We start from the raw sequence: 23,683 nt of genomic DNA on the forward strand, positions 1-23,683 counted from the left end.
TACATCATTACGTATCAGCGATAAAAATAGCGCATGCTAATCTTTTTATCGAGGAAGCTTAATTTGTTTATTTTCGCTTGATTCTTTGTATAAAACGATTGTGCTTCCAATTACTTGAACGATTTCAGCACGTGCACCTTTTGCAAGTTCTTCCGCAACCTCACGGCGATCAAATTCACAGTTTTGTAATACACTTACTTTAAATAACTCACGAGCTTCTAAAGTATCTGCAATTTGTTTAATCATATTTTCATTTACTCCGCCTTTTCCTACTTGAAAAATTGGTGTTAAATGATGTGCTTGTGCACGTAAAAATCTTTTTTGTTTTCCTGTTAACATATATGTTAGCCTCCAAGCTTTTCTATAACTAATTGTTTCATTCTCTCGATATTTGGCGTGCGTCCTGTCCACATTTCAAATGCAAGTGCTCCTTGATAAACAAACATATCAATACCATTTTGAATGATTGCACCTTGCTCTTTTGCCTCACATAAAATTTTCGTTTGAAATGGATTATAAATTATATCTGATACAATCGTTCCTTTTTTTAACGAACAAATTTGTAATGGCGTATATTCTACGTGCGGATGCATACCTATCGTTGTCGTCTGAATGATAATATCATAATTTCCTTGTTCTTCTGTCGCTTTTTCTAACGACAAAGCAATAGAATTAACATCGGCCGTACGTGCAGCAATAAGTTCCTTCGCCTTATTTACTGTACGATTGGCTACATCAATCTCTTTTACACCTACATCAGCAAGAGAAAAATAAATAGCTCGGCTAGCACCACCTGAACCAAGTAACAAAATACGTTTCCCTTGAAGTGGTTCATTACTAATTGACTGCAGCGCTCGAACAAAACCAATCCCGTCTGTGTTATAGCCAATTAATCTTCCATCCTTATGAACCACTGTATTTACTGCACCGATTTTCCTTGCCAATGGGTCAATCTCATCCAAATACTCCATAATAGCAACCTTGTGCGGAGTTGTTACATTAAATCCTGAAATACCTAATGCTTTTAAACCTCTTACTGCTTCCCCTAGCAATTCCTCTTCAACAAGGAACGCATGATAATGGGCATCCATATTCAAGTGTTCAAATGCATCGTTATGCATAACGGGTGATAATGAATGTCCAATTGGATTTCCGATTACACCATATAATTGTTTCATAAATCCCTCTCCATATTAAATTAAAGATTTACGTAGTGAAACACTTACTCCTTTTGGTACGTGTGCAACAATTTTTGCTCCTGGTTCGTTCACAGTAACCCATCCTAATCCAGAGAATACAACATCCGTTTTAGGTTCACGAATATTAAATTCGTATTTCACTAGCTCAGGCATATTTGCTAATTCTTCTGGCGTTGGTGGGCTTAGTAAATCCCCGGCATGATTTTTATATAATTCATCTGCTTTCTCAAGCTTTGTACGATGGATTGTTAAGCGATTCGAGAAGTGACAAGTAAATGCACGACGACCACCACTTACATAATCAAAACGTGCCAATCCACTAAAGAATAACGTTTGTTCTTCATTTAATTGGAATACCATCGGCTTAATTTCTTTTGTTGGTGTAATAAGCTTTAAGCTTTGCTTTCCAACATAATGAGCCATTTGGTGGTGGTTAATAATACCTGGCGTATCATATAAAGAAGACTCTTCGTCCAATGGAATATCAATTAAATCCAGTGTTGTTCCTGGGAAATGAGATGTTGTAATTACATTTTCAGTCTCATCACTAAATTCTTTAATCATACGATTAATAAATGTCGATTTCCCTACATTCGTACATCCAACAACATAAACATCTTTGCCGCCGCGATAATACTCAATAGCATCTGCTAGTTCAGCAATTCCTTGTCCCTTCGCTGCACTAATTAAAAAGACATCTTCTGGTTTTAATCCTAGCTGCTTTGCACTATAGCGCATCCAATGTTTTACTTTATCATGTTTTACTGACTTTGGAATTAAATCAGCTTTATTTCCAACAAGTAATACTTTATTATTCCCTACGAAACGATGTAAGCCAGGTAACCAGCTACCATTAAAATCAAAAATATCTACAATTTTGACTACTAATGCATCTGATTTTCCAATTCCATTTAAAATGCGTAGGAAGTCATCATCTGTTAACGATACATCTTGAATTTCATTGTAATGCTTCAGGCGAAAACACCGTTGACAAATGACTTGTTCTTTCTCTAAAGATGAGGCAGGAGCATACCCCACTTCGTTTTTATTTTCTGTTTGAATTTCTACACCGCAACCAATACATTTAATTGTTTCAGTCAAACTTTATTCCTCCCAGTTAATTAAACCTTTTTTCTTCATATTTTTCATAATTCTTCGTTCAATTTTCCGATTAAAGCGCGTTACTAATCCGTCCGTTTGTGCTACCGGTACAACTAAAATTGTATGAAGGCCTACTCGGTTTCCACCAAGCACGTCAGTCAGTAACTGGTCTCCAATTACTACAACTTCATCTGGCTGCAAACGCATCTCTTGTATCGCACGCTTAAATGCGCGAACAAATGGTTTACGTGCACTATGAATAAATGGAATACCTAATGGATCAGCAAAATCTTTCACACGTTGCTCATTATTATTTGAAACGACCGTTACTTGAATGCCTTGCTCTTTCATTTCCAAGAACCATTTTTCAAGTTGTGGCGTTGCATTGGGACGATCCCATTCAATTAAAGTGTTATCTAAGTCAGTAATAACGCCTTTAATCCCACGTTTTTTTAAATCTTCTGGTTGAACATGATATACATTTTTCACATATTCATTTGGTAAAAATAGTTTCAATTTCTTTCACCTCTTTGAGGATTTTTCATAAAATTTTTCGACAACATTTTTCGATATATAACCTGTGGATAAAATTGTACACATTTTCCACATTAATTTTTCAGTTAATTTGGAATTTACTAACAAACTATACACACTTTATCCACCTAGGTATGTGGATAACCACTCGTTTGTGACTGTCATATTTTTTTGGTACATTAAATGCATCAACGAATCAATCCTTATATTATTAGGAGGTGACTCACCTTGAAAACAAAACATATGGAACAGTTATCCACTGAGTTACTCACTGAGTCTTATTATAAAGCAAAAGAACTAAAATTAAATCCCGACTTCATTTTACTTATAAAACAAGAAATCATTAGACGCTCATTAGAGGACAAGCTTGTCAAATCATCTTGATTACATATAAAGTGAAAGTTTAATCAGCCCTTACCAATCAAACAGTTACAGGATAAATTATTAGATGCCTTGTAAAAAGAGCCATCTACGATGGCTCTCGAATAAACAAGTACTCCCATCTAGGGGATTTCATCATTAAGTATCTTTGCCCATAACTCTTACTTACGGTTATAAAAGCTTTTCTTTATTTATGAGCTAAGCGAGTAGCTATTTTTTCACCAAGACGAAGCTCTTGTCCACTCTTTAATTCCTGCACTACTTCTATCATATCTTTTTCAAACAATAACACAACTGTTGAACCAAATGTAAAGTATGCCATTTCTTCACCTTTTTGAACAGTGTCTCTCTCATGCAAAAGCTCGATACTATTAACAAACATAGCACCTACTTTTACAAGAGCCATATGCTCGCCATCACTGCTTACTTCTGTAACAGAACGATAATTTTTTGACAGTGGTTCTTTCCCGTATTCCATACCAGCTGCATTTACCGGATATGATTTTCTACCGAGTACAAATCTTTCAGTCACAGAACCAGAAAGCGGACTATGAATGCGATGATAATGACTTGGACTCAAATAAATTACCATATATGTACCGCCTGCATATCGCGTTGCACGTTCTTCATTACCTAGCATATCCACAATTGAATAGCGCTTTTCTTTAATATCAAATGTTTTTGCATCCTCAATAGGACCATGATCTGCAAAAACACCATCAACAGGACTAACGATACTCGATGCATCTGTATCAATACTACGCTTTCCTTCTTTTAGCTTACGCGTAAATAATTCATGCAATGTTCTATATTCCTTCAAACCCTTTTCCATCTCATCTTGATTAATTTGAAAAACTTTCGCGTACGATGGAATAATGATAGAGCTCAAACGAGATTGTGCAAATTTACGTAATATATAAGAAGTAAAGCGACCATTTGTAAGTTCTATCATAAGTCGATATAATGTACGTCGCAAATTGCGAAACCCCCTAATCAGTCTATAACTTTAGTTTTCCCTTCTTTTCTTTCTATATCATATGTAAAATTGGTTCTTATTCCCACATATCATATAAAGCAGCCTTATTATATATACAGAAAACTAAGTATGGTATTATTCTTAAATTATTTAGCACCTTCTAATATTACAGATAGAATCCGTCATTTTCAACAGTGAACATGTATTTCTTCTTAGCATAACGCGTTTTCTTTTCTTATTTACAATAAGAAAAGCAGCCCATTTTAAATATGGCTGCTTCTAATACACTTTACTCTTTCGCTTTTTTCTCTTTCTCTGCCCTTACAAACTCGTGGAACATTTTCATTAAAGCACGCTTTTCAATCCGTGATACGTAGCTTCTAGAAATACCAAGCGCCTTAGCGATTTCCCGCTGTGTTTTCTCCTTATCTAGCCCAAGTCCAAAACGTTTCACAATCACTTCTTTTTCTCTTTCGTCTAAAATATCGATATACTCTTTAATTTTTTCTAACTCCATACTAAGCTGAATCATATCAATTACATCTTCAGACTCTGATTTTAATATATCAATAAGCGATATTTCATTGCCCTCTTTATCTTGCCCGATCGGATCATGAAGTGAAACATCTTTTTTCGTTTTCTTTAGTACACGTAAATGCATCAAAATTTCATTTTCAATACAGCGTGCTGCATACGTCGCAAGCTTCGTTCCCTTTCCTGCAGAATAGCTCTCGATCGCTTTAATGAGCCCGATCGTACCAATTGAAATTAAATCTTCTGCATCTTCTCCTGTGTTCTCAAATTTTTTAACGATATGAGCTACAAGCCGTAAATTATGTTCAATTAAAAGATTTCTCGCTTGAGCATCACCTTGCTCCATTAACTCTAAGTACTTTCTCTCATCATCTGATGATAACGGCTGCGGGAACGCATTGTTCTTCACATAAGAAACAAAGACAAACACTTCTCGAACCATATATCCAATTGCGGCGAATAGACTCAAACCTTTCACCTCCGCCAAAATAGTGGTCTTTATTATGTGTATGTGGGCGTGAGGTTGTTTGTGTCTGTACAGTTTATTTATAAAACTCAACACTTCTAACATTTAAAATATTTTATCGTTATATTATAATTAAATAAAATTGTTATTTATATATGAATATGCTATTAAAGGGGACACTATTCATGATTACATTAGAACGATTATTAAATGTAACAATTTATTTAGGGGTATTTTTACTTTTCATTTCGTTCATTACTTTTGTTATTAAAAGAGGGCCTGATTTATTATTTTTTCAATTTGGAATTTCTTTATTTTTTGGAGCTCAAATTATAACTGGAATAAAATTTTTTCATAACTATGGTTTCTCCTTTCACTCAAAACTAGAACTACTTATCTTTATTTTCTATGTAATTGGAATTATTACATGTATACTATTATTCTTTCACTTTCAAAATCCGTATCGAATTTTTTTATTAATCTGTAGTTGTTTATTTTTAACTGGATCCAATTATTACTTTAAAGAAACATTAAACTTTAGTAAAAAAATTCCAAAGCAAAACAAAACTTTTTTAAGTACACAAGAAGACTCTTTTCCAAAAGAAGTTCGTAAATTTTCAGAGGATTACAACAACATAATAAGGAATGATTTTTATGAAATACCGATGATTCCTACTGAATTACAGATTACAAGCAAAAAAGATTCTTCCCATAGTACATCTTTCTTAGTTGAACTTCATAATAGCGAAAATGAAATTACTGATGACTCTGTACAATTAACTCCATCAGACCGTTTTTATGTGCTGTTAAATAAACAAAAAACAAAAATATCAAAAATAGTATATGAAGGGCAGAATTTTTTCACATTTACAGTCACACTAAAGGCTCTTAATTTACAGCAAGAACCAGAAATTCATAATATGTTTTTAGAAATAGATAAACGTAGAGCGATGAATCTTCTTAATTTTGAAATTAAAGCCCATACTAAAGAATGGAAAGTAATATTTAAAAGTGATAGCTCTCATTCCAATCTTCCTATCACATTTACTTTTGAAAAACGAACAGGCAAAGTATAAAAATAAAAAGAGTTATTTTACTTACTCCAAATCTTTCTCCCCGCTTGGGCATCAATATAACGAATTTCCCGCCTACAATTAAAAGGTTCTTTATGTTTTTCATCTGTCGTTTGTTTGTAAAGTAGTTTGTATTTCGTTTCCTCTGCATCATGATCTAAAAACCATTCTAATTTAACTCGGATAGCCTCTCTGTATATTTCTAACGCTTTTTCTTTAGTTACTTTTGGTGTTATTTCATATGTGAGCAATTCTTTTATAAAGTTGCTAGACTCCCCCGAGTAGTGCATAACAGCACCATTTTCTGCATTGATGTTAATCATAAATTGGTTATACTCTGCCGGAATATCATTTATATATACAGAAAAGATAAATCTTTCAATCCCATCTTCTGCTTCTTCACGTTCCTCCCAAAGACGCAGATATTGTGTGATATCTGGAATAACTCGTTCTAAAAATTGAAGTGCTTTTTGTAAACATTCCTCTCTAGACAGTATTTGCTTTACTTCTTTATCATCTGTCAGTTTTATAAAACCAGTTAATTCATTGGTTAATTTATCAATTTTAACGCTAACTAAATTATTATATTTCAACATCGGTAAATGCTTTTTAAAGAATTCATTCATTAAATATGGATCCTTTTCTTCTTTCTGTTTTTGTAATTCCTCTTTCGGAACAAATTTCATCCTTATTTCATCATCATTTTCTGTCTCATCTACTTTTGTAAAACCTTCTTTATTCCAGTCAAATAATTCGAATACATCACCTCGTTCGTTACCTTTTTTCGATTTTTCAACAGCTACAACCGAAGGTAATCTATAATGATCTGGTCCAAATAAATCTTTACCTGTACTTGCATCAATAAACGCATGACTAGGCTCTGGTTCATATACAAGATGGTACCCTTTTACTTCTTCCCCGCTTTCATACTCACATGAAGAGTATGTTAAATCTACAAATACAAGTCTCATATCTTGTCTAGCTTTCAAATTTTCTAAAACGATATTCTCCTCAACAATTTCACTTGGCCATAACGTTTTTTTCTCTATAGCTTTTTGTCCATTGTAATGAAAATGCACAACATTACCTGAAGGGTGCACTCGCACAACGCACCCTGTATTCGGCAATGGATAGCTATTCACTTCTTGCATATAATTTACTTCTTTCCAACCGTGCCCGTCGTCCTTAACCGTTACATATGTATAGAATTCATATCCTTCTTTTGTATATTTTTTCAAGAACGCATTTGCAATCTCTCTTGCCTTCTTCTCCTCTATCGCTTCCTTGCCACTTGAAAAAGAATTTTCATCATCTATCCTAAATTCAATTAAATTACCAGTATGTCTATTTAATGTAATTTGTATCTGTTTCTCCTCATCATCTTTATGTGCCCACCACAATAAATGATACGGGTCATCAACCCCTTCTTGATCATCTACAACAAGCCTATAATCACCTGGAATATCAATAATATGAGCCACTCGCTCTTTTCTCTCTTTATCTTTTTGATTCATTATTCCCCTCCTCAATCTTACAATTTAAGGTAATTATAACAAAGAAAACTAAAATTTATTAACAAAAAAGACTAGAGATATCTCTAGTCTTCTACTTCGTTTCACGATGTAACGTTACTCGCTTTAACCGTGGACAATATTTTTTTAGTTCGATGCGTTCTGGATTGTTTCGTTTATTTTTTTTAGAAATGTAATTACGATCGCCGCACTCCGTACAAGCTAATGTAATATTTACACGCATATTTATTTCTCCTTTCTTTCAAAGATCGCAACTAAAACGTAATGATTACGATTTATATATTATAAAACTTCATTCTATTTGTCAATTGCAAAAACAAGAAGATTCCATTTAGAACCCCCTTGTTTTTATAGTTAAATAAATTTTCTCCCGCATTAACGAGCAGTAAGACCCCCACTGATTAAAAGTTTCACTTTATTAAAACGATTCGTATGTAACAAACTCACTAATCGGCTTTCGATATCCTCGTGGGCGAGTTTTAGTCGTATCACTTTTTCCTATCGTAATCATTAAAACAGGTACTATATGCTCCGGCATATTCAATTCACTTTGTACTGCTTTTTCATTGAAACCAATCATTGGACATGTATCATAGCCATAATATTTAGCTGCGTACATAAAAGTCATCGCGCTTAACGAAGCATTTCTAATCGCTTCATCCTCCATGAAACGCTCTCCTTTTCCTTCATATAAACCTTTCGTTTGCCTAATTGTATCTTCATATTCACATTCATCAATCATTTTTAAAACTTTCATACCGAAGTAAATATTTTCAACATTTTGGTATGCTTTTTTATCACCACAAACGAGCACTACCGCTGATGCACTCGATACTTTATATTGACCAAAAGCTAATTCTTTTAATCTTTCTTTTCGCTCTTGATCACGAATTACAACATAATGTGTGTGCTGCAAATTATAGCAAGATGGAGAAAGCTTAGTTAACTCAAATATTTTTTTAAAATCCTCATCAGAGATTTCTATACCTTGTATAAATTTCATTGCAGAACGTCTAGCAATTGCTAATTCTTCAAAGTTCACCATATATCCTCCTCGATAACTGTAAATTTAAATATACATTAATTTATCCAAATAGATAAATCAAATAAAAACACTTTAAATCCGAATAATAATTATGATTAACAGCAAAAAAGACAAAAAGCTGAAACAATTAGTTCATACGAAATTCACACGAATCTATTACTATAGAAACTGTACATAGTGAACTTATTAACAATCACGTTTATTTATATAAAATCTTACTCGAAAGGAGTTGAAAGTATGAAAACTAAATATCGCTTTATGATCTCATCATTTGCTGCTTGCGCTTATATGATTTGGTATTTAGTATAATAACGACCTCACTTGCAAATAGGAAAAGGTGTGTATATAAATGGAATATAATCAATCAACAGTTAACTACTGGAAAGCTTTTGTATTACCATATACATTTGCTTTAGAAGAGTTAAAAACTAAATTTGAAATTATGAACCGGGAAGCTCAATTTCTAGAGGATTACAACCCGTTTGAACATATAAAAACAAGACTAAAACAACCTAAAAGTATTATTAAAAAACTAGAGCGCAAAAGCTTATTACCAACAGTTGAAAATGCTCAAACACATTTACAAGATATTATTGGTATTCGTATTACATGTTGCTTCGTAGAAGATATCTATCATTTGAAAGAAGTCATTCAAAAACGCGAGGATATGGAAGTCATAGAAGTAAAAGATTATATCGCTAACCCAAAACGAAACGGATATAAAAGTTTACACATGATCATTAAATACCCTTTGTCACTAAATTCTGGTACAAAAGATGTATTTGCAGAAATTCAGTTACGTACACTGGCAATGGACTTTTGGGCAAGTTTAGAACACAAACTTTATTATAAATATGAAGGAAAAATACCGGAGTATTTAAAAGATGAACTACATGATGCAGCAATGAAAGCTGAAGATCTGGATAATAAAATGGCCACAATTCGTCAAGATATTGATGATATTGAGGCATGTTCAAATCAAATTATGCTACCACTATAAAAAAAGGTTCTCGCCAATGAGAACCTTTTTTCTATTATTTTTGGGAAGTACGACTTCACACTTATTAAAGTTTCACGTTATTTTTTCTCTATCGTTCGAACCTCTTCAATCTTCCATTTACCCTCTTCTTTTCCAAGGGCATACTGTACTTTCTTTTGAAGAGTAATACTGTCGTCTACTTCCTTTTCTTTCGTTTCAACAATAACATACCCTACTTTACTAACTTTCATATCTATATGTTCCAATTCAATTTTCTTATTTCCCTTTTGAAATACGGCTTCTTTTTGTGTTTTTAAGTCTTCAGCACTAGGCATCTTCTTTGAAAATAACTCCATATGTTCTGCAAGATTTTTTTCATTGGTCGTTCGCACAAATGTATGAATAACATCTTGAATAGATTTCTCTTCTTCTTTTGTTATTTGTACCTTTTCCTCAGTTTTTTTAGTAGTAGATTTTTGTGCTACATTATTCTCTTCTTGTTGACATCCAACTAGTAATACTACAAATGCTAGAAGGAATCTTAATTTCGCAAATATTTTTTTCATATTTCCAACTCCTAAAAAGAAAAGCGAGGCAGTTCGCCTCACTTTCGCTCTTAATTAGCGTCTTCCTTTATTCGGATCACCACCGCCAACAATATCAAAGACACGTTTCGCTATATTTGTATTCTCTTGAACACCAGAGAACAAGTATTTACCTGGACCAAATGCATACACGTTCACATCTTCCCCTGTATGTCCACCTGTTGTCCAGCCTGTAACCGAGCGCTTATTGAAAATATCTTCAATTGCATTATCAATCTTTGTTACATCTTTTGACGGAGCTATATCATTTACAGCTTGAATTTCTTCTGGAGTTAATTGTAAATCAATATACTTTTTCAATGTTTCTTCTACATTTGCACCTTTTGCAATCTCATTTGCCATAAAGTCTGGTGTGCGTTTTGCAGCTTTAATTGGATCTACTTTAAAGTTATACTCGCCATTGGCACCTAAAGATAAGCCACCCGTAGCGTGATCTGCCGTTGCAACAACTAACGTATTTTTATCTTTTTTCGCAAACTCAATCGCTGCTTTGAAAGCTTTTTCGAAGTCTTCCATTTCACTCATTGCACCAACAATATCATTATCATGTCCAGCCCAGTCGATTTGACTTCCTTCCACCATTAAGAAGAAACCATTTTTATTTTTGTTCAAACGCTCAATTGCTGCATTAGTCATTTCTTCTAATGAAGGTGTTTTCTCATTGCGGTCAATCATTTTATCTAATCCACCTGGTGCAAATAAACCAAGAATTTGATCATTTTTATCATTTAACAATTGATCTCGATCCGTTACATAGCTATAACCAGATTTCTTAAACTCTTCTGTAAGATTACGATCTTTTCTAACAAAGTTCTTTACGCCGCCGCCAAGCATAACATCTACCTTATGCTTCCCTTTAATTTTCTCATCAAAATAATCATTTGCAATTGCGTCCATATTTTTACGGCTAATGTCATGCGCACCGAAAGCAGCTGGTGTTGCATGTGTAATTTCAGAAGTTGCAACGAGTCCCGTTGATTTCCCTTTTTCTTTCGCTTGCTCAAGAACTGTTTTCACTTCCGCTTTATCATTATCAACTGCAATTGCAGCATTATATGTTTTAATTCCTGCTGACATAGCTGTTGCTGCCGATGCAGAGTCTGTAATATTTTCATGTTCATCTTCTGGGTATGTTTTTTGTGTTCCTACAAGATGCTTATCAAATTCTGTAGATTCCATTTCAAAGGTTTTTGGATTATCTTTCATATAACGGTGAGCCGTCATATATGAAGGGCCCATACCATCCCCAATTAATACGATAACATTTTTAATCTTTGCATTGCTTCCGTTCTCATCTGCATTAACCTCACTAGAACGAGTAAAATTCCATGTTGCTACCGAAGTAACTGCTAATGATGCCACAACTGCAAATGGCCATGCTTTTTTCACAAACTTTTTCACTGTCTTGTCCCCCTAATTAGGTTATTCATTTCCCACTATCAAATTTAATGGAAGACTATTAAGAGAAAATTAGCTGTATGTAAATTTTTTGTTAACTTATGTAAATATCAGTTATAATTTGTATAAGTTTGTCTTTTTGTATCAATCATTCCGCCCTTTACAATTTAAATATAAACAAGTTGGATTTCATTTAACGTAAATCTCTTTTTTTACATTTTGACTCTATGTTTATGAAAATAAATAGAAATGCGGTGAGCCTTTATGAAAATAGTAAAGCTAAATGAGTCTTTTATTTTTGAATTACTTAATCTTTGCAAATCTGTTGGATGGTTACACGATGAAATTTTTATGAAAAAACAATTCGAAATGTATCTTTCTATCGGCACACTTGTAGGTTACATTCATGAAAACAAACTCATTGCGACTGGAGGAGTATTTCCCTTTACAAGTAACTTCGCTTCCATTGGTATGTTAATCGTTCACCCTAATTTTCAAGGACGCGGAATAGGGCGCATGTTGCTAAATCATTGCTTGGAACAAATTCATCCAAAACAACCCACTGCACTTATTGCGACAAAAGCTGGCGAACCTCTATACACATCATGCGGATTTCAAACAGCAACAACGATTCATCGTTTTGAAAAGCAAACTATTAAGACGTACCCTTCTCACTTACAACAAGTACAAGAAGAAGACCTTATATCTCTTACTTCTCTGGATCAAATTGCATCTGGTATGAATCGTTCTCTACTTTACTCTTTGCTATTACCAAGGGCCGTACACTCTTTTAAAATTGAAAGAAATAACTGTATAGAAGCTTTTTCATTATGCATACAAAAGGGCAATATATTATGTATCAATCCACTTATCGCCAAGCAAGAAGAAGATGCTATTCAATTATTAAAAAAGATATGTGAATGTTGGAATGGTATAGTACGAATTGATGTCCCACACTCACAATTTACATTCCGTAAATTTCTTCAAACAGAAAATTTCCAAGAAACGCTCCTTTCACCTCTTATGATAAAAAATGGTAGCCAACTTCCTGGAAATCGTAATATGCTATTTGCTATGATAGATACAGCGTTATGTTAGAAAGGAGACACCTAATTGAAGCGATTTAGCTATTTTATGGTAGGTTGTCTTACTCTTACACTATTAGTAGGATGTAGTGCAGCAGAAAAGCCAGTAGAACAAGTAAAACAAGTTAAAAATACAATTACAGCGAAACTAGCTACCGAGGAAAAAATGGTAGAAATAGATGGTCAAACCATTTACTTTAAAAAGATTGGTAATGAAAAACCACCTTTACTTATGATTCATGGCTTTGGAGGGTCATCAGATGGTTTTCAAAAGATTTATTCCGATTTAGCAAAAGATCATACAATTATTTCTGTAGATGCTTTAGGATTCGGGCGCTCATCTAAGCCAATGGATTTTTATTATTCTTTTCCAACTCATGCAAATTTGTATTATAAATTAATGAAAAAACTTGGGTATGATTCATTCGCAATACTGGGGCATTCCATGGGGGGAGAAATTTCTCTAAATTTAACATATTTATATCCTGAAGCAGTTACTCACCTTATTTTAACTGATGCTACAGGTGGCCCTCATACATTCGTTAATAAACAAGGCTCACCAAAACCACAATTGTCGACTGATTTAAATGCCGTTTCTTCTATTACAGATTATGATGAAAGCAAAGTGAAATTCAAACGTAATAATGAAGAGCATTATAATAAAATGAAATTATGGCCTAGACGTCTTAAAATTAATGCAAATGAAATAAAACAGCCAACTTTAATTATATGGGGCAGAAATGATAGTAGCGTATCCTGGAAAGAAGGAGAAACGTATCATCATTTCTTAAAAAATAGCACTTTACATATTATTGAAAAAGGTTATCATGCACCATTTCGCCAAGAACCACAAGAATTTGTCGGGTATGTAAAAGATTTCTTTAAGAACAATCCGATCAAAGTTGAAAAATAACATAAACGGGTATCTCATTTTGAGATACCCGTTTTCATATATTAAGCAGCTTGCTTTTGGCGTTTTTGAGTTTTTGATCCTAATACTTTCGGGATAACGAAGCCATCCATTCCAAATTTCCCAGCGTTCATACCGGAAACAAGAACAAACATAGATAAGATAACCATCTCAGGGTTCACACCAATTGACCCACTAAACATATAGGAAAAGTTCATTACAAGGCCAAAAAAGACCGCTGTTTTTGTTAAACAGCCTACAATTAAACCAATTCCGACTAAAATTTCTCCCCATGTTACAAGTGTATTAAACAAATCTACATTTGGAATTGCAAATTCTTGTAAGAATGATGCCCACCAAGATTGAACAGCCGGTTGTGCACCTTTAGATTTTTCAATTGCCCCTTGCAAATAACCTGTTGCATCGAATCCTTTTCCTTGTAGTTTACCGATTCCTGCCATTAACCATGTGTAACCAAGATATACTCGAATTACTGCTAATACAAAAGAAACTGCTTTGTTTTCTCTTAAAAATTGAATAACCATATCTTCCTCCTAAAGTTGTAATTAAGTTAGTTACATATAATATAATAACATTAGTTACTTATTTTTCAAATGTTAATTATGAATAATCTGTGACATGCGTATGAAACATTAAAAACTAATGTTTATATAGTAACTTTTATTACCTGTAAAAACTTGAACATATCATACCACAAGTGATAATCATTTTCATTGAAAAAATGTAAAAAAATGTGAGTTAAATGTGAAACACTAATTATAGAATCGAAATGTATGTGTCTCCTCATCAATTAAACTCGCTTCTTGAAACGCTTCTTCTAACGTTTTCCCATGGTTAATAACCCCATAAAATAAGCGTATAGTAAACATAAGTGCTGCATTTCCATCTACATAATCAATCGATCCAATATATGATTTCGCCCCACTATGTAAAAAAGATTTTGCTAGATTTTTCTCCCCTAACGTGCACCCGCTATTTACAATATGTGTATTATGCAATTTTGCATATTTATAAATTTCTTCTGTACCAAAATACCCTCTCGGTTCATCTTGTTCATATACTTCTTCGCCTAACTCTTCCATGACAAACTTCCCTTCTTCACCATGAAAGCAAAAAATAATATAATTAATATCGTTAAATAAGTTCTTTCCAGAAAGAACTTCCACAAAATCTTTCGGTCTACCAATCCAATATGTCACAACCCTTGCACCAAAATATTCAAGAGATGCTCGGATTGATTGCGCCTCTAAATCCGAATTAAAACCAACTACTAATGCAATATTCAACATACAACCCCCATCCTATAATCAGCCCTTATCAATCAGAATTTTATGGGATAAATCCATTTCATATATGCCCGTTTCTTTCAAAAAATCTGATCTAGTTAAAACGACTTTCTGTAAATATTGCCTATATGCTGTAATTGTTCCATCGTGAGATACAATGCAAATTCTTTCAGCACCCAGTTCATAACACCAAAGAAGAAATTCATTTACTATTTGCTGAAAACTATTCTCTGAAATAGTGTTTATACCTTCCTTCCATAACTGATTATTTGAGCTTTTCTCTATCGAAAAATGCGGAAATAACTTTGTTATCATTCCCTGATCTACTATATAATCGCACGGTAATGTTTTCGCTCCTTCTCGATAAGGAAAAATACGCGGAGATACATATGGATGGACGATTTTTTGACAAGCAACTTTCGCACTCCATATTGTCGCCGTTTGCAAAGTTCTAAGTGTAGGACTAGCAATTAATATATCTGTCTCTTGCAATGGCACATTGCATTGAAGTAATTTAGCTTGAGCCTTTCCTACTCTCGTCAATGGTGGGTCAAACACTTGTAAACTTTCTGGTAAATCCGTTGTATGTTCACCTTCACCATGCCGAACAAAAACGATTTTCATATTCAGCCTCCTCTTACTATAAAATCCTCACACATATTTCTTCCCTATTGCATTCTTTATTCCTGCTGTATAAAAAACGATATGTAAAAAAGGTTTGACACTAATCTTTGTAAAATATTACAATATCACATGTAAAATACTTTTTACACCGAAAGGAGAATTACATATATGAAATGGATAATTGTCTTTATTGGAATGATTGTATGGGGATATATAAACGGCTTCTTTAGTAGTGATAAAACTGCTAATCCTTGGATTACAGATGATGAACGTGAAACAAAAATTAAACAAAAAGCAATTGCGGCAAGCTGGTCCGTTGTTTTTATGTTTTGTACCATTAGCCTCTTAAATAAATGGTTAGGTTTAAGCACAAACGATAAATCACCGTACTTACCAGACCCTATCGCAGCTATTTTAAAGGAAAATGTAGAGTTACAAGTTTTACTCATGCTATTTGTTATGTATGGAATATTTTACTTACATTATCGAAGAAAATTAAGTGCCTAACTTCTAACTCATGATTATCCTCCTAAATGGTTATAGTAATTAGGACGAAATGAAAGGAGCGATAGAAAAATGAGTAACTCGAATGACTTTTTAGATACACTGCATGAAAAACAAGCAAAAGATGAACAAAATAGAAAGCGCCAAGGGAACGGAAACCCAGCGAAAAAAAAGCCAAATAAAACGCATAAATAACAATAAAAAACTGCCTAAAATGATCTTTTAGGCAGTTTTTTATTGTTATTTCACCGAGATGACATTTTCCCAATTCCATTTCTCATAATACCACGCTGGTACATCTATATTTTCAATCCACTTCTTTTCCTGTTTCCCATCTTTATGAACAAGCCATACATCCGCTTTCTTACGGTCTGAACGTATCCAAATTAATTGATTACTCTTCTTCATGAAGATCGGGTGGTAATCCCCTTGCTTGTTCGTTTTCTTTGTGATTTGATGCTGTGCATTACTTGTACTATCGACCTCATACAAAGATGGTAGTGGCCTTTTTTCTGGTGGAGTTTCTATCCCTGCCTCTTTTGCTCGTGAAACGATAATTACTCTATCGTTCTTCCATACAAAATCCCAATCAACATATCCTTTCGGCGTAAATATGTTCTGCTGAAGTGCTGGCAATTCCTTTACTTTTAAATGCTTATTTTCTAATGCAACTCTTCCGCTCCCTTCAATATAAGCTAATATATTTTTTGATGGTGCCCATTGAAACCATTGTGCGTTTAATAACATTTGATCTACTTTTTCAAACCGACTGCCATCTGCACGAACTAAGCAAAGCGTATTACTATCAGCTGACCATGAAGCTGTCGGTACTGCTAAAAATGAAATCCACTTTTGGTCTGGTGACCACTTAAAGCCACTTGCTACTAGCGCTAGGAAATCATCATGTTCATTTGGCAATGCATACAAATGCTTCATTTTGTGAGGATTCATATGTGCATCTTTTTGCACTTCATATAGCTGAGCACCTGTCCATCCTGTTGGAAGTAAGTGCGCTTCAGAGGATACAAGAAAGTTCTTTCCATCGGGGTACCATGCATAATCCCCTACACCAGCCGATACATTTTCAAAATCTGCATTCTTTTTTTCTACATCAAATGTATTTAATGTACCTGTAAATATAAATGCAATTATATTTTCTGTTGGTGACCATTGATAATTTGATGCTTCTGAGTGAAACGGCGTAACTTTCTTTCCATCTTTCATCCGATATAACTCAAGAATACTTTGTTTCTTCCCTTTTACATATGCTAGCCATTCTCCATCATGTGACCACTTCGGCCCTGTTATGTACTCTCCTTTTGTAATCTGTATTTCTTTCCCATCAACTTTAATCCAAAGGTTATGATGACGAATAAAAGCAACTTTCACACTATTATTTTCTGCACTAGTAATAGTGATAGAAAATAAAAACATAAACAACACTACACTACCACTTACTATTAGCCTTTTCATACCATCACTCCATTTCCCTCATAGCATTCCTCACTTTCTCCCTACAATATGTGAAAAATATCGATTCGACATAATCAGAAAAAATTTCCCAAGAAATTTTCAATTCACAGAGGATTGGTATGAATTGTGTCGAAAGTATAGTTTATCCAACATTTATATTTATAATTTTTAACTAAAATGCAAGATTTTATTTCTGAATATTAGCACTTTTATTAGGGGGAGTATCAATGAAAAAAACTACATCTACACTATTAAGCATGGCGCTTGTCTTTTCTAGTTTTGGAGCTTTAAGCGCTCATGCTGAATCACTACAAAAGGAAAAGCAATTTAGTCCACAATTAAAAACAACGATTGAACAGTGGGGAGAACATAAAATTGCTCAAAATGTTGAAACGAAAACAACAAAAGAAATATCAGTAATTGTAGAATTGCAACACGCACCTCTCGCTGCTCAAAGTAATATTCAGCATGCTCCAGATTTCCAAAATAGTAATGCGCAGTCTTATCATGCTGAGCTAAAAAAAGCACAAGAAGATACGACTAAGAAAATAAAAGAAAAAGCACCTGGTGCAAAAATTAAAGAAGTGTATAATACGTTATTTTCCGGATTCTCTATTTCAGTTCCTGGAGATCAAATTACCTCTCTTGCCTCTTTACCTGAAGTAAAAGCAGTCTATCCGAACTTAACATATAAATTGCATGAAACATCAAAAAGTGCTACTAACGAAGAAGCACCAAATATCGGTGGACCGACAATTGGTGCACCTGAAGCGTGGAATTTAAAAGATCCATCTGGCAAACCGCTTGATGGAAAAGGCATGAAAGTAGCCATTATCGACTCTGGCGTAGACTATACACACCCTGACTTAAAGGCAAATTATATCGGTGGATATGACACGGTTGATGAAGATAACGATCCAATGGATGGTAACGTACATGGTACTCATGTAGCTGGAATTATTGCAGGTAACGGAAAAATTAAAGGCGTTGCTCCAAACGCTTCTATTCTAGCCTATCGTGTAATGAATGACGGTGGAACTGGTACAACAGATGATATTATCCAAGGGATTGAGCGAGCGATTCAAGATGGTGCGGATGTGTTAAACCTCTCCCTTGGGCAGGATTTAAATGTACCTGATCAGCCTGTAACATTAACGTTAGAACGAGCAGCGAAACTTGGTGTTACTGCTGTCGTTTCAAATGGAAATGACGGACCAAAACCTTGGTCTGTTGATGCTCCCGGTAACGCAAGTAGTGTCATTTCTGTTGGAGCATCTACGGTTTCTATCCCGTTTCCAACATTCCAAGTAGCTGGTTCCAGCAAAACATATCAAGGGTTACCGTTATCAAAATCCGATTTTCCAATAGGAAATGATTCCCCTCTTGTATATGTTGGTTATGGCAATCCAAGTGTTTATGCAAAACAAGATGTAAAAGGGAAATTCGCACTTATTTTACAAGGTACTTCTAGTACATTAGTAAAAGCAGAACAAGCGAAGCAAGCTGGTGCACTTGGTGTGTTATTAATCTCTAGCGAAAAAGAAATTAATATGATGCCGGAATATTTTTCACGTGAACATCTAGCTGTCCCAGTAACGCAATTATCAAATACAAATGGGGAAGAATTAAAAACTTTAATTACAAAACGAAAGAAAAACATAAAAATTGGACAACCAAAGCAAACAGAACTTATCGGTAACTTTAGTTCAAGAGGACCATCACAAGGAAGTTGGCTAATAAAGCCTGATGTTGTTGCACCTGGAGTACAAATTACTAGTACAGTACCGCGAGGCGGCTATGAATCGCATAACGGAACAAGTATGGCTGCTCCGCAAGTAGCTGGAGCGGTTGCCCTCTTGCGTCAAATGCATCCTGATTGGACGACAGAACAATTGAAAGCGGCTCTTGCCAACAATGCCAAAACATTACATGATGTCAATGAAAATACATACCCTGTTATGGCACAAGGATCTGGTTTAATTAACATTCCGAAAGCAGCTCAAACAAATATATTAGTAAAACCTAACAATGTCAGCTTCGGTCTTATTAAGCCCAATAGCGGAAAAGTAAAACTGACGCAAAATGTTACATTACAAAACCTTTCTAGTAAAAAGAAAAGTTTTTCAACTCGTGTGGAATTACTAGATGCAAACACAAAAACAAAAGTAAAAGCTTCTGTCCCTTCATCGATTAGCATACAACCGAATAGTAGTACCGAAAAACCATTTACTATCACTGTAGATAACTCACTACAACAAGGTGTATATACTGGAAATGTATATGTAAAAGAACAAGGGGCAAAAGAAGAAATTCGAATTCCATTCACATTTAGTATCGATCCTAAAGATTATAAACGTATCGATGGACTTGAAATTATTAATTCTACTTTTAGCCCAAATGGCGACCACGTACTAGATGATAATCTCATCAACTACTATTTAGTTGCGCCTGTGGATGATATCACATTGCATGCAAATTTAGTTACGAAAGAACATGTAACGTATCAAGGGATTATCCATCAAGCTAAAAATGCAACTCCTGGGTATAAACCTTTCAAATGGAATGGTACAAAAGCAGATGGCACTCCTTTAACTGACGGGCTATATCAAATTGAAGCAGTTGCTTCTAATTCTGGCGGAGAAACAAAGCAAACAGCTGCTGTATTTCTTGATCGAACTGCACCTAAGTTAACACACGAGGTTGACCAAGAAAATCTTGTAATTAGAGGAAAAGTTGATGATATTCTACTAGATTGGATGTCAGAATCTGGTTGGATAGCACCTGGTATTCCAGTGAGAATGCAATATGAAATTAACGGAAATGGTGTATGGGAACAGGCATTCCTGAACCCTTGGGAGAAAAGCTATGACATTTATTTCGATCGCACTCAATTACACGAAGGAAAAAATACTATTCACATTGTAGCAACTGATGCAGCTGGCAATACCTCTAATTTAACTGTTAATTTAGAAGTGAAATAAAGTGAAATTTTAATCAGTGGAGATTTCGTTCATCCCCACTGATTATTAGCCTTCACCAATCGGGGGTTCACGAGCAGTTAGGCTCCCATCTTACTTCTTTACTTCTTTACTTCTTTACTTCTTTACTTCTTTACTTCCACTGAATTTTGAGGTAGGAATTTTACTGCTCATTAACACGGGATAAAAAATTTTTGTTGACAATTTTTTTAATATAGTTTTATAATACAAAACATAGTTTAGTTGAACGAATTATATATCGGCTTTGAAGGAATGCTAGTAGCGACTTATATCACTGTCTCAGAGAACTGATGGTTGGTGCGAATCAGTACATATACAAGCGTGAATTACAATTCTGGAGCTTCTTTCCCGTAATGCTTTTTATGGCATGAAGAGAAAGACGGATCTTTCCGTTATCGTAAAGTGAGTGGTAAACAATTAGTTGTTTACAAATAGGGTGGTACCGCGATTTTTATCGTCCCTATCGGATTTTCCGATAGGGACTTTTTTGCATCCATCCTCTTACACAATTTCATATATACGCGTTGAAAGAATCGCAGTAGTATCTTATATCCCTGTTACAGAGAGCTAATGGTCGGTGGAAATTAGCACATATATAAGTATGAATTACAATTCTGGAGCTTCTTTTTCGTAGTGCTTTTATGCATGAAGGAAAAGACGGAATTTTTCCGTTATCATTAATTGAGATGTAAGTATATTTTCTCTTACAAATAGGGTGGTACCGCGATTCTTTCGCCCCTATCGGATTTTCCGATAGGGGCTTTTTCTATTTCTCACAGAAACATATGTTAAGTAATTCCGAATCTTATGATAAAATTTTATAAGCGCTTACAAAAATGAAAGGAGGTGATACAAGCTTACGAAATCGATATTCAATTTTATTGAAAAAAAAAGGAGGATGTCTAAATGACAAAGAAAACAGAAATCCCATCGCATTTAAAACCATTCGTATCCACACAACATTATGATCAATACACACCGGTGAATCACGCTGTGTGGCGTTATATTATGAGACAAAATCATAGTTTCTTAAAAGACGTTGCTCATCCAGCCTATGTGAACGGACTACAATCATCTGGTATTAATATAGATTCAATTCCAAAAGTAGAAGAAATGAATGAGTGTTTGGCACCAAGTGGCTGGGGCGCTGTAACGATTGACGGACTTATTCCCGGTGTAGCATTCTTCGATTTCCAAGGACACGGATTACTACCAATCGCAACAGATATTCGGAAAGTAGAAAATATCGAGTACACACCAGCTCCAGATATCGTACACGAAGCCGCAGGACACGCACCGATTTTACTTGATCCTACATATGCAAAATATGTGAAACGTTTTGGGCAAATTGGTGCAAAAGCTTTCTCTACAAAAGAAGAACATGATGCATTTGAAGCTGTTCGTACATTAACGATAGTAAAAGAAAGTCCTACTTCTACTCCTGATGAAGTTAAGGCTGCTGAAAATGCTGTAATCGAAAAACAAAACTTAGTTTCTGGTTTATCAGAAGCTGAACAAATTTCACGTCTTTTCTGGTGGACAGTAGAATATGGATTGATTGGAAATATAGATGATCCAAAAATATATGGTGCTGGTCTCCTTTCTTCTGTTGGCGAAAGCAAACATTGCTTAACAGACGCTGTAGAAAAAGTTCCATTTTCTATCGAAGCATGTACAGGGACAACTTATGACGTAACAAAAATGCAACCACAACTATTCGTTTGCAAGTCCTTTGAAGAATTAACAGATGCGCTTGAAACATTTTCTAAAACAATGGCCTTTAAAACAGGTGGAAAAGAAGGTTTAGAAAAAGCAATTCGCTCTGAGAACTATGCAACAGCTGAGCTAAATAGCGGATTACAAATCACAGGTACATTTAGCGAGACAATTGAAAACGATGCAGGTGAATTAATTTACATGCGAACAAATTCGCCAACGGCATTAGCGCTTCATAATAAACAGTTAGCGAATCATTCTACTTCTGTACACAGTGACGGATTTGGAACACCGATTGGATTACTTACTGAAAATATTGCATTAGAAAATTGTACAGACGAACAACTACAATCATTAGGAATTACAATTGGAACTATCGCTGAGTTTACTTTTGCAAGTGGTATTCATGTAAAAGGAACAGTAACAGATATTGTGAAAAACGATAAGAAAATTGCTCTTATTTCCTTTATCGATTGCACAGTTACTTATAACGCCCGCGTTTTATTTGATGCTTCATGGGGCGCATTTGATATGGCTGTTGGCTCACAAATCACTTCAGTATTCCCAGGTGCCGCAGATGCAGCAGCATTTTTCCCAATGGATGAAGAAGTTCAAGAAATTCCTGCTCCGCTTGTACTGAATGAACTCGAGCGTATGTATCAAACAGTTCGAGATATTCGAAGTGAGGGGATTTTACACGACGCGCATATCGATCAATTAGTAGCAATTCAAGAAGTATTAAATAAATTTTATGCGAAAGAATGGTTGCTGCGCCTTGAAGTATTAGAGTTACTTTTAGAGCATAACAAAGGGCATGAAACATCTGCAGCATTACTACATCAACTTTCTACTTTCACAACTGACGAAGCTGTAACACGCCTTATTAACAATGGTCTTGCGTTACTTCCAATAAAGGATGTGAAAAATGATGCTAAGATTAACTGAAGAAGAAGTTCACGAGGAATTATTGAAGGTAGATAAATGGATGGTAAAAGATGAGAAATGGATTGAACGAAAATATATGTTTTCCGACTACTTAAAAGGAGTCGAATTTGTCTCTGAAGCCGCCAAACTATCAGAAGAACATAATCACCATCCATTTATCCTTATCCAGTATAAAGCAGTTATTATTACTTTGTCATCTTGGAATGCAAAAGGTTTAACGAAACTAGATTTTGAGCTTGCAAAACAATTTGATGAACTATTTTTACAAAACGAAAATGCAATTATAAGAAAATAAAA

The 23,683-nt window shown here is 34.6% G+C and carries 25 protein-coding genes and 2 other annotated features; of the genes, 10 read left to right on the plus strand and 15 right to left on the minus strand.

Annotated features, from left to right (window positions below; all coding sequences use genetic code 11):
- Nucleotides 1-45 precede the first annotated feature (45 nt).
- The 4 genes from yhbY to MR169_RS01835 are packed head-to-tail and all read right to left on the minus strand — an operon-like array spanning nucleotide 46 to nucleotide 2,816.
- Complete coding sequence (gene yhbY, locus MR169_RS01820; protein ID WP_242318800.1) at nucleotides 46-339, minus strand: ribosome assembly RNA-binding protein YhbY; 294 nt, start codon at nucleotides 337-339, stop codon at nucleotides 46-48.
- A 5-nt stretch (nucleotides 340-344) separates the two neighbouring features.
- Nucleotides 345-1,178, minus strand: a complete 834-nt coding sequence (gene aroE, locus MR169_RS01825) for a shikimate dehydrogenase (protein ID WP_044795880.1) — start codon at nucleotides 1,176-1,178, stop codon at nucleotides 345-347.
- A 15-nt stretch (nucleotides 1,179-1,193) separates the two neighbouring features.
- On the minus strand, nucleotides 1,194-2,300 hold the full coding sequence (yqeH, locus tag MR169_RS01830) for a ribosome biogenesis GTPase YqeH (RefSeq protein ID WP_000140799.1): 1,107 nt from the start codon (nucleotides 2,298-2,300) through the stop codon (nucleotides 1,194-1,196).
- Between the two features lie 3 nt (nucleotides 2,301-2,303).
- A complete protein-coding gene (locus tag MR169_RS01835; RefSeq protein ID WP_000765314.1) occupies nucleotides 2,304-2,816 on the minus strand; it encodes a YqeG family HAD IIIA-type phosphatase in 513 nt (170 codons plus the stop codon).
- A gap of 246 nt (nucleotides 2,817-3,062) precedes the next feature.
- Here MR169_RS01835 and sda point away from each other — a divergent pair, with 246 nt between their 5' ends.
- Nucleotides 3,063-3,218, plus strand: a complete 156-nt coding sequence (sda, locus tag MR169_RS01840) for a sporulation histidine kinase inhibitor Sda (protein WP_000850094.1) — start codon at nucleotides 3,063-3,065, stop codon at nucleotides 3,216-3,218.
- Nucleotides 3,219-3,402: 184 nt separating this feature from the next.
- Here the strand turns inward: sda and MR169_RS01845 are convergent, their stop codons facing one another.
- A complete protein-coding gene (locus tag MR169_RS01845; protein WP_242318801.1) occupies nucleotides 3,403-4,191 on the minus strand; it encodes a phosphatidylserine decarboxylase in 789 nt (262 codons plus the stop codon).
- A gap of 289 nt (nucleotides 4,192-4,480) precedes the next feature.
- Nucleotides 4,481-5,194, minus strand: a complete 714-nt coding sequence (gene sigK, locus MR169_RS01850) for an RNA polymerase sporulation sigma factor SigK (protein WP_000051382.1) — start codon at nucleotides 5,192-5,194, stop codon at nucleotides 4,481-4,483.
- A 152-nt stretch (nucleotides 5,195-5,346) separates the two neighbouring features.
- Between sigK and MR169_RS01855 the strand changes: the two genes are divergently transcribed.
- A complete protein-coding gene (locus MR169_RS01855) occupies nucleotides 5,347-6,267 on the plus strand; it encodes a hypothetical protein (RefSeq protein WP_002000984.1) in 921 nt (306 codons plus the stop codon).
- Between the two features lie 17 nt (nucleotides 6,268-6,284).
- On the opposite strand, the gene MR169_RS01860 is transcribed toward MR169_RS01855, so the two are convergent.
- The 3 genes from MR169_RS01860 to MR169_RS01870 form a co-directional block, all read right to left on the minus strand.
- The gene (locus MR169_RS01860; RefSeq protein ID WP_242318802.1) at nucleotides 6,285-7,778 is read right to left on the minus strand and encodes a YcdB/YcdC domain-containing protein; all 1,494 of its coding nucleotides are present in this window, start codon (nucleotides 7,776-7,778) and stop codon (nucleotides 6,285-6,287) included.
- Between the two features lie 91 nt (nucleotides 7,779-7,869).
- Nucleotides 7,870-8,019, minus strand: a complete 150-nt coding sequence (rpmG, locus tag MR169_RS01865) for a 50S ribosomal protein L33 (protein ID WP_001265617.1) — start codon at nucleotides 8,017-8,019, stop codon at nucleotides 7,870-7,872.
- Nucleotides 8,020-8,214: 195 nt separating this feature from the next.
- Complete coding sequence (locus MR169_RS01870) at nucleotides 8,215-8,841, minus strand: nitroreductase family protein (protein WP_242318803.1); 627 nt, start codon at nucleotides 8,839-8,841, stop codon at nucleotides 8,215-8,217.
- Nucleotides 8,842-9,190: 349 nt separating this feature from the next.
- Between MR169_RS01870 and MR169_RS01875 the strand changes: the two genes are divergently transcribed.
- Nucleotides 9,191-9,841 (plus strand): GTP pyrophosphokinase, encoded by a 651-nt coding sequence (locus MR169_RS01875; RefSeq protein ID WP_242318804.1) that lies wholly within the window; start codon nucleotides 9,191-9,193, stop codon nucleotides 9,839-9,841.
- Between the two features lie 77 nt (nucleotides 9,842-9,918).
- On the opposite strand, the gene MR169_RS01880 is transcribed toward MR169_RS01875, so the two are convergent.
- Both MR169_RS01880 and MR169_RS01885 read right to left on the minus strand, forming a co-directional pair.
- Nucleotides 9,919-10,386, minus strand: coding sequence for a hypothetical protein (locus MR169_RS01880; RefSeq protein WP_242318805.1), 468 nt, complete (start codon nucleotides 10,384-10,386; stop codon nucleotides 9,919-9,921).
- A gap of 54 nt (nucleotides 10,387-10,440) precedes the next feature.
- Nucleotides 10,441-11,826, minus strand: a complete 1,386-nt coding sequence (locus MR169_RS01885) for an alkaline phosphatase (RefSeq protein ID WP_000714912.1) — start codon at nucleotides 11,824-11,826, stop codon at nucleotides 10,441-10,443.
- Between the two features lie 261 nt (nucleotides 11,827-12,087).
- Here MR169_RS01885 and MR169_RS01890 point away from each other — a divergent pair, with 261 nt between their 5' ends.
- Both MR169_RS01890 and MR169_RS01895 read left to right on the plus strand, forming a co-directional pair.
- Nucleotides 12,088-12,921, plus strand: a complete 834-nt coding sequence (locus tag MR169_RS01890; protein WP_242318806.1) for a GNAT family N-acetyltransferase — start codon at nucleotides 12,088-12,090, stop codon at nucleotides 12,919-12,921.
- 15 nt (nucleotides 12,922-12,936) lie between these two features.
- Nucleotides 12,937-13,821 carry an alpha/beta fold hydrolase gene (locus MR169_RS01895; RefSeq protein WP_242318807.1) on the plus strand — a complete coding sequence of 295 codons (885 nt, stop codon included), beginning with the start codon at nucleotides 12,937-12,939 and terminating at the stop codon, nucleotides 13,819-13,821.
- Nucleotides 13,822-13,862: 41 nt separating this feature from the next.
- Here the strand turns inward: MR169_RS01895 and MR169_RS01900 are convergent, their stop codons facing one another.
- From MR169_RS01900 to MR169_RS01910, 3 genes are all read right to left on the minus strand, one after another.
- Nucleotides 13,863-14,363, minus strand: coding sequence for a DoxX family protein (locus MR169_RS01900; protein ID WP_000236612.1), 501 nt, complete (start codon nucleotides 14,361-14,363; stop codon nucleotides 13,863-13,865).
- A 228-nt stretch (nucleotides 14,364-14,591) separates the two neighbouring features.
- Nucleotides 14,592-15,128, minus strand: coding sequence for a hypothetical protein (locus tag MR169_RS01905; protein ID WP_000931924.1), 537 nt, complete (start codon nucleotides 15,126-15,128; stop codon nucleotides 14,592-14,594).
- A gap of 18 nt (nucleotides 15,129-15,146) precedes the next feature.
- Nucleotides 15,147-15,749 (minus strand): histidine phosphatase family protein, encoded by a 603-nt coding sequence (locus tag MR169_RS01910; protein ID WP_044795872.1) that lies wholly within the window; start codon nucleotides 15,747-15,749, stop codon nucleotides 15,147-15,149.
- A gap of 168 nt (nucleotides 15,750-15,917) precedes the next feature.
- Between MR169_RS01910 and MR169_RS01915 the strand changes: the two genes are divergently transcribed.
- The gene (locus MR169_RS01915; protein WP_044795871.1) at nucleotides 15,918-16,256 is read left to right on the plus strand and encodes a hypothetical protein; all 339 of its coding nucleotides are present in this window, start codon (nucleotides 15,918-15,920) and stop codon (nucleotides 16,254-16,256) included.
- A 69-nt stretch (nucleotides 16,257-16,325) separates the two neighbouring features.
- Nucleotides 16,326-16,448: a DUF4023 domain-containing protein gene (locus tag MR169_RS01920; protein WP_000071861.1), complete on the plus strand. Its 123-nt coding sequence runs from the start codon at nucleotides 16,326-16,328 to the stop codon at nucleotides 16,446-16,448.
- Between the two features lie 45 nt (nucleotides 16,449-16,493).
- Here the strand turns inward: MR169_RS01920 and MR169_RS01925 are convergent, their stop codons facing one another.
- Entirely contained in the window at nucleotides 16,494-17,726 is a 1,233-nt protein-coding gene (locus MR169_RS01925) for a TolB family protein (protein WP_000825728.1), read from the minus strand.
- Nucleotides 17,727-17,953: 227 nt separating this feature from the next.
- On the opposite strand from MR169_RS01925, the gene MR169_RS01930 reads away from it, so the two are divergent.
- The 3 genes from MR169_RS01930 to MR169_RS01940 all read left to right on the plus strand — a co-directional run bounded on the left by MR169_RS01930 (nucleotide 17,954) and on the right by MR169_RS01940 (nucleotide 23,681).
- Nucleotides 17,954-20,707 (plus strand): S8 family peptidase, encoded by a 2,754-nt coding sequence (locus MR169_RS01930; protein WP_242318808.1) that lies wholly within the window; start codon nucleotides 17,954-17,956, stop codon nucleotides 20,705-20,707.
- Nucleotides 20,708-20,960: 253 nt separating this feature from the next.
- Nucleotides 20,961-21,190 (plus strand) — a binding site (T-box leader).
- Between the two features lie 50 nt (nucleotides 21,191-21,240).
- Nucleotides 21,241-21,468, plus strand: a binding site (T-box leader).
- Between the two features lie 163 nt (nucleotides 21,469-21,631).
- Entirely contained in the window at nucleotides 21,632-23,386 is a 1,755-nt protein-coding gene (locus MR169_RS01935; RefSeq protein ID WP_000163212.1) for an aromatic amino acid hydroxylase, read from the plus strand.
- Nucleotides 23,367-23,681 carry a 4a-hydroxytetrahydrobiopterin dehydratase gene (locus MR169_RS01940; RefSeq protein ID WP_000979538.1) on the plus strand — a complete coding sequence of 105 codons (315 nt, stop codon included), beginning with the start codon at nucleotides 23,367-23,369 and terminating at the stop codon, nucleotides 23,679-23,681. Before MR169_RS01935 ends, MR169_RS01940 begins: the two co-directional genes overlap by 20 nt.
- Nucleotides 23,682-23,683 lie beyond the last annotated feature (2 nt).

Origin of the sequence: Bacillus cereus group sp. BfR-BA-01349 (genome assembly GCF_022663795.1) — a bacterium.
GTDB lineage: Bacteria > Bacillota > Bacilli > Bacillales > Bacillaceae_G > Bacillus_A > Bacillus_A cereus.